The sequence below is a fragment of the Aquimarina sp. AD10 genome (genome assembly GCF_003443715.1).
In the GTDB taxonomy this organism is placed as follows: domain Bacteria; phylum Bacteroidota; class Bacteroidia; order Flavobacteriales; family Flavobacteriaceae; genus Aquimarina; species Aquimarina aggregata.
Genome location: NZ_CP031965.1, coordinates 4,255,660 through 4,269,572, shown reverse-complemented (window position 1 = coordinate 4,269,572; position 13,913 = coordinate 4,255,660). Strand labels below are relative to the sequence as shown.

Sequence of the window (13,913 nt, the reverse complement as noted above, 5' to 3'; positions counted from 1 at the left end):
CAATTTCTTTTCAAAAATTTCGATTAAAAATTAAGAACGGATATATGATATATACGTTCTTTTGTTAAAACTTTAACCGATTACGTAGTATATCGTTAATGTTTTTTAAAACTTGCCTCGCAAAAATAATTCAATTTAAATGATTTAAAAACGAATTTTATCATTTAATAAGTAAAGCAAGTAATTTCTGAAAAATGCATAAAAAAACCGTCATATTTTCATACGACGGTTTTTATTATATACGCTTATAATTATTTCAATTCGAACTGTGTATTAGAGATCATTCTTGGTCCAGAGAATAGGTTAACTACATAGTTTCCTTTTACTAATTCTCCTTCGGCTGCATCAACTAGGACACAAACATCTAACTCATCATTTTCATAAAATACTTTGTTTCGCCCACTATATGTTAGTATAGCATCATCAAAGTTTACTGAGATTTTATCTCCGATAAGATTATTTTCAGGGTTTATAACCTGTACAAAAAGCTCTTTATCTCCTTTTTCGGTTAATTTATTAGGCGAAAGTGTAAAACACACTCTCACTTTATCTGCTTTACTTGCTCTAGGAGTAGTAGAGATTTTACCACTGTTACGCACACGCACACCTTCTGCTTTAATATTTGCAGCAGTAAGAGCTGATCCTCTTTCTACAATCTCTGCAAGTCTACTGTTTTGTGTTTGTAAAGAGTCTGAAAAAATAATTCTTTGATTTAATGCTACAGATGTACTATCAAGATCTGTGGCAAGTTGCGTATTTGCAACTGTCAAACTATCTGCAAGTTTAAACAATCTTTCTCTTTCTTTCTTAAGCTTTCCAACTTCTCTTCTATATCTAGAAATCAAGGCTAAATTAGCTTCATTCTTTTCTACACTATCCAAAAGCACTACAATACGTTCTTTTGCTTTAAGTAAATGATCATCCATTACCTCATTAAGCGCAATAGCATTATCATACTTTGTAATCAATTCTCCTAGTTCACTTTCAATAAGATCCTTTTCTTTTTGCAAAATTGCTTTATTTTCCTTCTCTTCGTTATAAAACTTATAAGTAAAAATACCCAGAATAAGTAACAGCGCTCCTAGAACACCGATAAGAATTTTAAGGGTCAAGTTATTGTTTTGAGTTGTCATAATAATGTATTTCTAATTTTTGATGGTTATTTCAATAGTTAAATATAATAATTAATGTTAATCTCTCTACTAAAATGCTAAGAGACTTGGCTTATTTATTTTATCCAGTATACTGTGCAGCCTGTGACAGTCCACTTTATAAAAACGAAAGGTTGCTATGCACTTCTTGCAGACATGAGCTTCCTTTGAGTAATTTCCATAACGTAAACGCAAAAAAAATTGAAAAAGTATTTTATGGTCGTGTCAAAGTAGAAAATACGTGTTCCTTATTTATATTTCGCAAAGATAGTTTAGTTCAGAATTTAATTCATAATCTTAAGTATAAAGGGAGAGAAGAAATTGGAAAAGAATTAGGAAAGTGGCTAGGAGACGAACTAATTCAAAAATCTGATTATCAATATATTGATTTTGTAATACCTGTACCTCTACACAAAAAAAGATATCGCGAACGCGGCTATAATCAAGTGGCAAAATTTGGAATAGAAATAGCTAAAAAGCTTGAAATAACCTATATAGATACTGTTCTCAAAAAAAAATCCTACAATAAAAAGCAATCTAAACGCGAACGTCTTCGCAGATGGGATAATACTTCTGAAACATTTAGCATAGAAAATGAGTCTTTACTGAAAAACAAACATATTTTACTTGTAGATGATATTATAACAACTGGTGCTACTATAGAAGCTTGTATACAAGCTTTAAAAGCTATTCCTGGAATTAAAATTAGTGTAGCAGCCATGGCAATTACAGAATAGTATTTTATTAAGTTTTTTTGTTTTTCAATATAATTGTTTCTTTGTGTCTTTAAAATATTAGGGTAATATGAACAAAAGGATAAATACCATATTGATACCTGTCTTGGCATTGGTTTTTATAATTAGCTGTGCAAAAAAAGGTTCAATTTCTGGTGGAGAAAAAGATGAGACACCTCCTGTTTTCGTAAAAGCTTTTCCTCCTAATTTCTCTACAAATTTCGATAAAAAAGAAATTCGTATTTATTTTGATGAATATATTAAACTAAAGGATGCTCAACAGCAGATTATTGTTTCTCCGCCAATGGATCCAAAGCCGACTATAACCCCGTTAGGTGGAGCAAGCAAGTACATAAAAATTCAATTTGAAGATACTCTGCTCGTAAACACTACATATAGTATCAATTTTGGAGAAAGTGTCGAAGACAATAATGAAGGCAATGCATATCCCTTTTTTAGATATGTATTTTCTACTGGAGATTTTCTTGATTCTTTGAGTATAAAAGGTACTATTACCGATGCCATAAAAAATGAAGCCGATCCTAATATTACCATTGCGCTTTACGAAATAGACGAAGAATATTCGGACTCCCTTGTATTTAATACAGTGCCACGATATGTAACTAACACATTAGATAGTACTGTTTTTAATTTTTACAACCTTAAAAAAGGAAAGTTTAAACTTATAGCTCTTAAAGATGCATCTTCGAACTACCTGTATGAACCAAAACAAGATAAGATAGGTTTTTATGAAGATATTGTTACTATACCAGAAGATACTGCTAAAATTTTTAATCTAAACTTATTTAAGGAAGTACTGGGTTATAAAGCCTTACTGCCAAAGCAAGTTTCTAAAAACGAATTTATATTTCCATTTGAAGGGCAACTTGATAGTATGAAAATAAAACTATTAAGTAACACTCCTGAAGATTTTAAGGAGCTAGTTTACAAGGATCAGAAAAAAGACACATTACATTATTGGTTCAAACCTTTCTTTGAAACTGATTCTTTGATTTTCGAGGTTACAAACACAAAGGGATATAGAGATACCTTAATTACCAGATTTAAAGATCAATATAAAGACTCTTTACAACTATCGTCATCTATACGTTCTACTGTAAAATTAAATCAAAATTACACGTTTACAGCAAATACACCTTTAGATAGTATTAATCAAGAAAAAATAACTTTAACCGATAAAGATACTCTTAATGTTCCTTTTTCTGTAAAGCTAAATACTTCAAAAAATGAGGCTGAATTAATTTTTGATAAAGCTGAAGACAATAGTTACACATTACAAATGCTCCCCGAAGCTGTTAAAGATTTTATCGGTAATGTGAATGATACGATTAATTTTAATTTTAGAACAAAAAAGTTGGCTGATTATGGTACTATTTTCCTTACGCTACAAAATGTCAAAACATATCCTGTAATAGTCCAAGTTACTAATGAAAAAAACGATGTAATCTCAGAAAAGATTGCAGAAAAAGAAGAATTAATCACCTTTGATCACCTTAATCCTGGTAAATATCTTATACGAATTATGATTGATTCAAATAAAAATGGAAAATGGGATACCGGAGACTTTTTAAAAGGAATACAACCAGAAGTTGTTCGATATTTCCCTGATTTAATCGATGTTCGTGCCAATTGGGAATTAAAACAAACTTTTATTCTAGAGTAAATTAAAAGGGTCTGAATCTTTTAAAAATGGTAATTTAGCTCTAACCTTAGAAATATGAGATTTATTTAATGTTGCATATAAAATAACCTCTTTTTCAATTGGTTCTGTTTCTATAACAGAATGCCCGAGAACATCATACACTGCTGAATGCCCATTATATTCATACCCTTTTCCGTCTAGACCTATTCGATTTACACCAACACAGTAGCACATATTTTCGATGGCTCTTGCTTGTAATAATGTATCCCATGCATTTATTCTAAGTTTTGGCCAACTGGCTACATATAGTAATACATCGTACTCTGAAGTATTTCTAGCCCATACTGGAAATCTAAGATCATAACATATCTGAGGTTTTATTTTCCAACCTTTAAACGATATTATAACCTCTTTTTGACCCGCAGTAAATACCTCATCTTCTTTTGCCAAAGTAAATAACTGATGTTTATCATAAGTTTGATAACTACCATCTGGAAAAACAAACACTAATCGATTGTAATACTTTTTACCATCTTGTATGATCAAACTTCCAGTGATAGCACATTGTTTTGTCTTAGCCATAGTAATAAGCCACTTTATAGTATCTCCATCCATTTTTTCTGCAACTTCAGAAGCATTCATTGTAAACCCAGTAGTAAACATTTCAGGTAAAACAATCAGATCTACCTCGGTTGGTATTGAGTTTATTTTTTGTTCAAATGCCGCTCGATTGTGTATTGCATTTTCCCAAGCTAAATGAGATTGAATAAGTGCTATATTTAAAGTATCATTCATAGGTTAAAAATAGTAAAATCTATCCGTTATCATTTTCTATTGATTTGCATATTTTTTTATAATCAAATTTAAATCTTTCTCTTCTTCTAAATATATCGGAAAATGAAAATCATCTAATTTCTTGAGAGTTTTTAATAATGTAATTTGCTCGGTAGTTGTTAAAGTGCCACTAACCATTTTTGCAGCTTTATGCGCCTCAGAATACGCTTTTATAACATTTTCTTCACCATTTTTAGTTAATCTTAGTAGCTTACTTCTTTTATCATCTGGATTAGGAAACTGTTCTATAATCTCATTTTTCAGTAAGCGTTTAATAACTTCCATACCTGAAGATTTGTCATATGCCATTTTTCTAATTAACTCTGTTTTCCCAATAGATCCAGAACGATGAAGTATTGCTGTAAATGCAAAATCCATATCAGTAGCAAATGGCAAATCAATTAATGCCGACTTAATATATACATTAGAATATCTACTCATTCTACCAATATAGGCAGCTATCTCTGCTTCTATACTGTGTCCTGTTATTTCATATTCTTCTGTTGCGATAGTTTCGTCTAGATATTTAGATAACCAACTCGAAAACGATTTTATCGTGATATCTCTATCTAATCTATTCGTTACAAACTCTCCTGTAAGATTAATTAATTGCTTTATTAATTCATAAATCTTCATAAATACTATTTTTTAACATTAAATTAAAATTATTTACTGCTATATAATACTATTTTTGTTTAATCTTTGCAGTGAAATGATAAACAATTTTAATTACAAACTTAAATATGATCTGTTTTAAAACATTAAAACCTCTAACTATGAATATCAAAAATACTGTTTTAGTACTTTCTTTACTATTAGTTTCGAATATCTATGCTCAGGTATATGGCGAATTATCAGGAAATGTAACAGACCAAACAGGTCAACCTATTCTTGGTGCTTCAGTTTTTCTAGAAGATACAGAAAAAGGAGCACAAACCGATTTTGATGGTAATTATCGTATTGAAAACGTAATTCCTGGATCTTATAATCTTATTGTAAGTTATGTGGGATTCGAAACACAAGCAAAATTTAATGTAATTGTAAGATCAAAAGGAACACCCAGTTATAATTTCACACTAAAAGAATCAGCAGAAGCCCTAGATGAAGTTGTGATTAGTAATGCAAACAAAATAACCAGACCTAAAGAAACACCTTTGTCTACTCAAACGTTATCTGCTGTAGAAATTGCCACGTACCCAGGAAGCAATAATGATGTTGTACAAGTTGCCCAGACATTGCCCGGTGTTTCTCCATCTATTGGCGGATTTCGTAACGATTTGATCATACGTGGTGGTGCTCCTAATGAAACTGTATATTATTTGGATGGAATGGAAGTGCCAAATATCAATCATTTTAGTACGCAAGGAAGTGCCGGTGGTCCAGTAGGACTTATCAATGTGTCATTTATTGATAATGTAACCTTATCTACTTCTGCTTTTGGTGCCCAATATGACAACCCTCTCTCGGGGGTATTACAATTTAGCCAACGTACAGGAAATAATAGAGACTTTACTGGTAATTTTCGAGTAAGCGCTAGTGAAGCTGCACTTACTTTAGAGGGACCTTTATTTAAAGGAAAAACCGAAGAATCAAAAACTACGTTTTTAGTATCCGCCAGACGTAGTTATCTTCAGTTTTTATTTGAAGTAATTGGACTACCATTCAGACCAAATTATTGGGACTACCAGTATAAAATAAATCATAAAATTAACGCTTACAATGAACTTAATTTTATTGGTTTAGGATCTATCGATGATTTTTCTGTAGAAGCTCCAGAAGATTTTGACGCCGAACAACAAGCGCAGTTAGAACAAGCACCTTTTATTAATCAAAAAACTAATGCTATTGGTTTAACTTGGAAGAATCGTTTTAAAAATGGTTCCGGATTCATGGAAACTACTCTTAGTAATAATACATTAATTAATGAATTTACCCGATACGAAGATCCAGAAAATGAAACAGGTGTGATTTTTAATAATGATGCAACAGAATCAGAAACGAAACTAAGGTATCAATTAACAAAATTTCTTGATACTTGGAAACTAACCGCTGGTTTTAACATACAATATTCAGACTATACTAATGAAACTATCAATTTAACTGATAATAACATTTTTAATACCGAGATTGACTTTTTCAAATATGGCGTATTTACAAATATCACTAATTCATTTTTTGATGATAAGTTAGATATATCATTTGGTTTTAGGATAGACGATGATACTTTTACAGATGAAGACAATCTACTTTCTACATTCTCTCCTCGATTCTCTTTGTCGTACGAGTTTAAAGAAAACTGGAAATTAAATGGCTCTATCGGAAGATATTACAAGTTACCTCCGTACACCATATTAGGATTCAGAAACAATGAAAATCTTCTTGTAAATCAAGACGTAAATTATACCGTAAGTGATCATTATGTTCTTGGACTACAGCGGTACTTTGGGCCTTCATCAAGTATTTCTTTAGAGGGTTTTTACAAACGATATGATGACTATCCCGTGTCTGTATTGGATGGCGTATCTCTCGCAAATAAAGGTGCTGATTTCGAAATATTAGGAAGTGAAGATGTAGCAACAGTTGGTAAAGGTAGAAGTTATGGTGCAGAACTGCAATTTCAACAAAAGCTTTCTAACAATTTTTATGGGATATTTGCATACACCTGGTTTTATAGTGAATTTACAGGTTTTGACCGCAACACTTATCTACCTTCTGTATGGGATAGTCGACATCTAATCTCATTTACTGGTGGTTACAAACTAAAGAAAAATTGGGAAATAAGTGCACGATATCGATTTGCAGGAAATACCCCTTTTGTTCCTACCGACCTTGATGCAACTCTAGCAAATTACCCAGAAGTAATTTTGGATTATGATCGTCTAGGCGAAGAAAAATTAGACACATTTAGTCAACTTGATTTACGAATTGATAAAAAATGGAACTTTAAAAAACTATCTTTAAACGTGTTTGCAGAAGCTCAAAATGTGCTAGGACAAGCAACTCCAGAACCTACTCAATATGGATTAGGTAGAAATACAAATGGAACTATTATTCAACCTAGAGAGTTAAGCGCCATCGAAACAGAGTCTGGACAAATTATTCCTAGTATTGGAATCGTAGTTGATTTTTGATACCATATTGTTACTTTTTTATCAAAAAATCGTGAGCTTTGTTAAAAATCATCATAGAGTTACATTTATTTTGTAACGCTATTGGATTTCGTTCTACTTTTTTCAATAAAATCCTTATTTTCGCAGACCTAATAGAAAGAACGATCAAATGAGCACTAAGTTTCCTGAATATAAAGGACTTGACTTACCAAAAGTAGCAGACGAAATACTTAATTTCTGGCAAGAAAATGACATTTTTGAGAAAAGTGTCAATGAACGAGATGGAGCAGAACCTTATGTGTTTTTTGAAGGACCACCTTCAGCAAATGGATTACCAGGTATTCATCACGTAATGGCGCGAGCAATTAAGGATATATTTTGTCGTTACAAAACTCAAAAAGGATATCAAGTAAAACGTAAAGCAGGATGGGACACTCATGGACTACCTGTTGAACTTGGTGTAGAAAAAGAGTTAAGGATCACCAAAGAAGATATTGGTAAAAAAATCACTATTGAAGAATACAATGAGGCTTGTAAAAAAGCTGTAATGCGATATACTGATATATGGAATGATCTTACCCAAAAAATTGGGTATTGGGTGGATATGGATGACCCATATATTACGTACAAGTCGAAATATATGGAGAGTGTTTGGTGGTTACTTTCTCAAATCTATAAGAAAGGGTTACTGTACAAAGGATATACTATACAACCCTATTCTCCTAAAGCAGGTACTGGATTAAGTTCACACGAGCTTAACCAACCAGGAACCTATCAAGATGTTACAGACACAACAGTAGTTGCACAATTTAAAGTTGCTAGTAATAGTGATCAAAGCCTAAACTCTATTGGTAAAGCATTTAATATTTCTGAAGATATAGAAAACGTATCTTTCCTGGCGTGGACAACCACACCTTGGACATTACCATCAAACACAGCTTTAACTGTAGGGCCAAAAATAGATTATGTGTTAGTAAAAACATTTAATCAATATACTTTTGAACCTACTAATGTGATACTTGCTAAAAATCTTGTAGCTAAGCAATTTGACAAAAAAACTTTCTTTGAAATACCCAATAACATTGATTTTTCAAAAATTAAAAGTAAAATAGGTGGAGATGATAGGCTTAATCTTTTATTAGGAAGAAAATTAGAACAACCAGAATTTCAATTATTTTTTGACATCCTAGTAGGTGAAAAGAGAAAGAAATACGATTTAAAATCAGAATTTAAAAAATATGGTTATGAATTTGACGAAAAAACAATTAACCATTTAAGAGGAATTGACATACAAATTGTTAGCGGAAAAGTTCCATTCTCAATTATAAAAGAATGTAAAGGAGCTGATTTAGTAGAGATTCGTTATGAGCAATTATTAGATTATGTTCAACCTTATCACAATCCTGAAAATGCATTTAGAGTAATTGCTGGTGATTTTGTTACTACCGAGGACGGAACAGGAATAGTGCACACCTCGCCAACTTTTGGTGCAGATGATGCTTTTGTTGCTAAACAAGCAAAACCAGAAGTTCCTGCATTATTGGTGATGGATGAAAATGATAACTTGGTCCCTACTGTAGATTTACAAGGTCGATTTATCAAAGAACTTGGGGATCTTGGTGGAAAATATGTAAAAAACGAATATTATGATGACGGCACTGCTCCTGATAAATCAGTTGATGTAGAAATTGCCATCAAACTTAAGATTGAAAACAAAGCTTTTAAGGTTGAAAAATACGTGCATAGTTATCCAAATTGCTGGCGTACAGATAAGCCTGTTTTATACTACCCATTAGATTCATGGTTTATTAAAGTTACAGACTTTAAAGATCGTATGCACGAACTTAATCTAGGTATTAACTGGAAACCTAAAGCTACCGGAGAAGGACGTTTTGGAAACTGGCTTGCAAATGCCAATGACTGGAATTTATCTCGTTCTCGTTTTTGGGGAATCCCTCTACCTATATGGCGTACAGAAGATGGTAAAGAAGAAATTATTATAGGTTCGATAGAAGAACTAAAATCCGAAATGGATAAAGCTGTAAAAGCGGGAATATTAGAGCAAGATATTTTTGTCGAGTTTACAGTTGGAGATATGAGTGAAGAGAACTATGACAAAGTAGACCTTCATAAAAATGTAGTAGACCAAATAACGTTAGTCTCTCCTTCAGGAAAACCAATGAAACGAGAAAGCGATCTTATCGATGTCTGGTTTGATTCTGGTTCTATGCCATATGCGCAGTGGCATTATCCTTTTGAAAATAAAGAAAAAGTAGAATCTGGTGATGGTCAAGCTGATTTCATTGCAGAAGGTGTAGATCAAACCAGAGGATGGTTTTATACATTGCATGCTATTGCAACCATGATTTTTGATGATGTAGCTTATAAAAATGTCGTATCTAATGGCCTAGTTCTAGATAAAAATGGTCAAAAAATGTCAAAAAGATTAGGGAATGCCGCTGATCCTTTTGAAACGCTAAAAACATATGGACCAGATGCAACTCGCTGGTATATGATAAGCAATGCAAATCCCTGGGATAATCTAAAATTTGACATTGAAGGAATTGGTGAAGTGCGTCGTAAGTTTTTTGGCACATTATACAATACGTATTCATTCTTTACACTATATGCCAATATCGATAACTTTAATTATAGTGAAGATGATATTGCACTAAAAGATCGCCCAGAAATTGACCGATGGATTCTTAGTGAACTGCATACGCTAATCAAAAATGTAGATGAGTATTATAATGATTATGAACCCACAAAAGCTACCAGAGCTATTTCTGATTTTGTGCAAGAAAATTTAAGTAATTGGTTTGTACGATTAAGCAGAAGAAGATACTGGAAAGGGGATTATCAACAAGATAAAATTTCTGCATATCAAACACTTTATACGTGTATGCTAACTGTAGCTAAACTTGGTGCTTCTGTCGCTCCGTTTTTTATGGACCGATTATATAAAGATTTAGTTGCCGTAACTGGAAAAGAAGCTCATGAAAGTGTACACTTAGCACATTTTCCAGAATACAATGTAGCATTCGTTGATAAAGCATTAGAACATAAAATGCAAAAAGCGCAGACCATCTCTTCTTTAGTTCTTTCTTTACGCCAAAAAGAAAAAATTAAAGTCCGTCAGCCATTACAACGCATAATGATACCTGTATTAACTGATGCAGAAAAAATAGAGATCAATGATATTGCCGATTTGATCAAAACAGAAGTAAATGTTAAAGAAATTGAACTTATCGATGATGCTTCTGGGATACTAGTAAAACAAATCAAACCTAATTTCAAAGCTTTAGGCCCAAGATTTGGAAAAGATATGAAGTTGATAGCCAATAAGATACAATCTTTCGATCAAGAAGCCATTAAAATTCTTGAACAAACTGGCAATTATACTGTAGAAATTAACGATAAAATTATTACTTTAGAAACTAGTGATGTAGAAATTAGTTCTCAGGATATAGAGGGTTGGTTGGTTGCAAACTCAGGTTCATTGACAGTAGCATTAGATGTTACTATCACTCCAGACTTAAAAAAGGAAGGAATCGCCAGAGAACTTGTAAACAGAATCCAAAATATACGTAAGGATAGTGGATTTGAGGTGACTGATAAAATAGGAATTGTTTTTCAGGAAAATAACACCATTAAAGAAGCTATAAGCACTAATGAAACATACATTAAAAATGAAACCTTAACCGAGACTATTGAGTTTGCAGCAGATGTAATAAATGGTACAGAAATTGCGTTTGATGACATTGCAACACAATTGGTAATAAAAAAACATTAAGAGAATGGCAGAAGACATCAAAGTAAGGTACAGCGATAGCGATTTGGAGAATTTCAAAAAAATTATCGTTGAGAAAATGGAAAAAGCACAGAACGACTTAGAATTACTTCGAAGTGCGTATAAAAATGATGGGAATAATGGAACTGATGATACTTCTCCTACATTTAAAGCATTTGAAGAAGGAAGCGAGACTATGTCGAAAGAAGCGAATACTCAACTTGCAATAAGACAGGAGAAATTTGTACGTGATTTGAAAAATGCATTATTACGAATCGAAAACAAAACCTACGGTATCTGTCGTGTTACAGGAAAACTAATTAATCCTGAAAGATTAAAATTAGTTCCACATGCAACACTTAGCATTGAAGCTAAAAATATGCAGAGTTAGTAGAAAAGAAATTAGAAACAATTAAAGTATAAGGATGTCTTTCTTAAAGGGCATCCTTATTTTTTTTAAAATACACTTCTTAAATTATATTACAAATCTTAACTAGCTTATCCATATTTGTTACATACAAATTATTGTCGCTAATTTTAATCACACCTTCTTCTTTAAAATCATGTAAAACACGTACCAGAGATTCTACAGAAGTCCCTACTATATTACTATGATCTTTTCTGGATATCTTAAACCCTTCTTTATCAACCCCAAAAAACTCTCGCAATTTAATAATTGATATTGCACAACGTTCTCTTACATTGTGCTGCGCTAATATTCTGGAGTTACTAATAAATACTCCAAATTCATGTGCTATGGTATGTAACAATCTACTTTTAATATCTTCGTTTGAAGTTATTATCTGAGAAAATATCTTTTTAGGAACCAGATTCACAACACAATCTGTTAAACATGCGGCAGAGCAAGAATGTGCTTCTTTAGAAATAAGCTCATGATGACCAATAATATCATTTTCTTTAGCCAAATAAAAGATGTGTTCCCTACCTTCTAGACCAGTGGCGTATTTTTTTATTTTTCCTGAACTTATAATATATGCAGCTACAGGTATAGTGCCTTCATGAAACAACACTTGTCCTTTTTTAAGCCTGAGAATTGTGGTATTTTCTTCAATAAATTTCAGTTCTTTTTTAGGAAGATTTTCTAATACTGAATAATTTATAAACGAATATCTCTTATATGGAAATAATGTATTTATCATTTTTCAATCCAAATATGATATCATTATCTAGTAGAAATACTCTATTTATACATCCTAATTTTAACTAGTATTCTTTTTTTCTTTTTGAAATAAACAACAAGTAAAGACGTATATTTTTGATATCCTAACTAGTTTTGATAGGTTTTAATAGTTGTTAATATACCATCTTTAACTCATAAAATCATTTTTGAGTATATTCTTTTCTCGTTTTTTCTACGAAAAACTTTCGTTTGGTTGTCCAATTATGGTCTTATTTTTGTCATAAATATATCTAAACTAAATGTTAATATTTTGATTGCCAGTAAAATACAAAACGGGCACTAATTTCCTTAAAAACACAACGCTAATCTAATAAGTCTAATTAAAAATTAAAAAAACAATCTCTTTAGTCACAACTTTCATCTCTAAAATATGAGGATTTAATAAAAAAACTGCCCAAAATTTACATTTAGGCAGTTTTAATAATTAGTAAAAAGAGAGGGAACTTTTTAGCTTTTAGTTCGTACTGTTCTTCCATTTAAATCTTGAACAGGTCTATAATTTTTGTGCATTATACTTTCAAATCTGGATAATTGTTCAGCAGAGGCTGTTATTGACTCTTTTACAACATACCACGTCACAATTTCTGAACACCCAGGGGTGGTTAATGAACCATCGTAGGTATAAAATTCCATATTCCCTGGTAATAAATCTTCTACCTTAAATTTAGATCTACTAACATACTGTCCTCCCTCTTCTTTTGGAAGTACACTTAAATATTTACTTAATACCTCATTTTTCTTTCCTTCTTCAAAAAAGATACCTACTACACCTAAAAGTTTGGTAATGGGGTCTTGGTGCACCAAATGCATCTCCATAGGGTATTGTTTCCCATTTATGGTGTGCTCACTCCCGGTATGAAAATGAAATTGTATCAAATCATAGTCAATGTTATTTAATGATGCAGAACTACCTTGATCATAGGTAAATTGTAACGTATGACCGTTATTAAATATATCTGTCTTACTTTCTGTATAATTAATATTAATATTATTGATATCTCCATCTTCTATTACCGAATCGGTAATGATATTAATAGGTGATTGTACATTACCTGCACAATCTACCCATGCTCCGTTACATAAGGTTGACCAAAACTCTGGTCCCTGCGGATCATCTCCATACTCAAAATTACAGTCAGAAGCCGATGCTTTGCCAAAATAACTACTTGCTAATTCCATTTCACTAGTACTAATGGCATTACTTTCAAAAGTTTCTATACCAACCTCTTCATTGTTACAAGAAATAAGAAGTGATAGGGATAAAAAAAGAAGCGCTACTAAAATTGATATCTTTACATGCCTATTTGTAGATACCGTTAAATTTGTGTTTTTCATAATTCTTTTGTGTTTACGTTGTATAAAAGGAGTTTGTTATTAAATTCAAGATTAATTTTCACATACCATGACCATCTGAAAATACAGCTCTTATT

10 protein-coding genes are annotated in these 13,913 nt (G+C 31.9%); 5 read left to right on the top strand and 5 right to left on the bottom strand.

All coding sequences use genetic code 11. From position 1 onward, the window contains the following. Positions 1-251: 251 nt before the first annotated feature. Complete coding sequence (locus D1816_RS17620; protein ID WP_066315664.1) at positions 252-1,133, bottom strand: hypothetical protein; 882 nt, start codon at positions 1,131-1,133, stop codon at positions 252-254. 74 nt (positions 1,134-1,207) lie between these two features. On the opposite strand from D1816_RS17620, the gene D1816_RS17615 reads away from it, so the two are divergent. Continuing rightward, complete coding sequence (locus D1816_RS17615) at positions 1,208-1,888, top strand: ComF family protein (protein WP_118504544.1); 681 nt, start codon at positions 1,208-1,210, stop codon at positions 1,886-1,888. A gap of 67 nt (positions 1,889-1,955) precedes the next feature. Beyond that, entirely contained in the window at positions 1,956-3,569 is a 1,614-nt protein-coding gene (locus D1816_RS17610) for an Ig-like domain-containing protein (protein ID WP_118504542.1), read from the top strand. Here the strand turns inward: D1816_RS17610 and D1816_RS17605 are convergent. Beyond that, entirely contained in the window at positions 3,561-4,343 is a 783-nt protein-coding gene (locus D1816_RS17605; protein WP_118504540.1) for an amidohydrolase, read from the bottom strand. The two genes, D1816_RS17610 and D1816_RS17605, sit on opposite strands and share 9 nt — an antisense overlap. A gap of 36 nt (positions 4,344-4,379) precedes the next feature. Next, positions 4,380-5,018, bottom strand: a complete 639-nt coding sequence (locus D1816_RS17600; RefSeq protein WP_118504538.1) for a MarR family winged helix-turn-helix transcriptional regulator — start codon at positions 5,016-5,018, stop codon at positions 4,380-4,382. Positions 5,019-5,158: 140 nt separating this feature from the next. Here D1816_RS17600 and D1816_RS17595 point away from each other — a divergent pair, with 140 nt between their 5' ends. From D1816_RS17595 to D1816_RS17585, 3 genes are all read left to right on the top strand, one after another. Continuing rightward, positions 5,159-7,513, top strand: a complete 2,355-nt coding sequence (locus tag D1816_RS17595; RefSeq protein WP_118504536.1) for a TonB-dependent receptor — start codon at positions 5,159-5,161, stop codon at positions 7,511-7,513. A gap of 148 nt (positions 7,514-7,661) precedes the next feature. Continuing rightward, complete coding sequence (gene ileS / locus D1816_RS17590) at positions 7,662-11,285, top strand: isoleucine--tRNA ligase (RefSeq protein ID WP_233565254.1); 3,624 nt, start codon at positions 7,662-7,664, stop codon at positions 11,283-11,285. A gap of 4 nt (positions 11,286-11,289) precedes the next feature. Further along, positions 11,290-11,673, top strand: a complete 384-nt coding sequence (locus tag D1816_RS17585; protein WP_118504534.1) for a TraR/DksA C4-type zinc finger protein — start codon at positions 11,290-11,292, stop codon at positions 11,671-11,673. A gap of 79 nt (positions 11,674-11,752) precedes the next feature. Here the strand turns inward: D1816_RS17585 and D1816_RS17580 are convergent, their stop codons facing one another. Next, a complete protein-coding gene (locus D1816_RS17580) occupies positions 11,753-12,442 on the bottom strand; it encodes a Crp/Fnr family transcriptional regulator (RefSeq protein ID WP_118504532.1) in 690 nt (229 codons plus the stop codon). Between the two features lie 488 nt (positions 12,443-12,930). Further along, complete coding sequence (locus tag D1816_RS17575) at positions 12,931-13,818, bottom strand: carbonic anhydrase (RefSeq protein ID WP_082832485.1); 888 nt, start codon at positions 13,816-13,818, stop codon at positions 12,931-12,933. Between the last annotated feature and the right edge of the window lie 95 nt (positions 13,819-13,913).

Coding starts and splice junctions, on each gene's coding strand:
- D1816_RS17620 (WP_066315664.1), bottom strand. CDS start 1,133: ATGACAACTCAAAACAATAACTTGACCCTTAAAATTCTTATCGGTGTT.
- D1816_RS17615 (WP_118504544.1), top strand. CDS start 1,208: ATGCTAAGAGACTTGGCTTATTTATTTTATCCAGTATACTGTGCAGCC.
- D1816_RS17610 (WP_118504542.1), top strand. CDS start 1,956: ATGAACAAAAGGATAAATACCATATTGATACCTGTCTTGGCATTGGTT.
- D1816_RS17605 (WP_118504540.1), bottom strand. CDS start 4,343: ATGAATGATACTTTAAATATAGCACTTATTCAATCTCATTTAGCTTGG.
- D1816_RS17600 (WP_118504538.1), bottom strand. CDS start 5,018: ATGAAGATTTATGAATTAATAAAGCAATTAATTAATCTTACAGGAGAG.
- D1816_RS17595 (WP_118504536.1), top strand. CDS start 5,159: ATGAATATCAAAAATACTGTTTTAGTACTTTCTTTACTATTAGTTTCG.
- ileS (WP_233565254.1), top strand. CDS start 7,662: ATGAGCACTAAGTTTCCTGAATATAAAGGACTTGACTTACCAAAAGTA.
- D1816_RS17585 (WP_118504534.1), top strand. CDS start 11,290: ATGGCAGAAGACATCAAAGTAAGGTACAGCGATAGCGATTTGGAGAAT.
- D1816_RS17580 (WP_118504532.1), bottom strand. CDS start 12,442: ATGATAAATACATTATTTCCATATAAGAGATATTCGTTTATAAATTAT.
- D1816_RS17575 (WP_082832485.1), bottom strand. CDS start 13,818: ATGAAAAACACAAATTTAACGGTATCTACAAATAGGCATGTAAAGATA.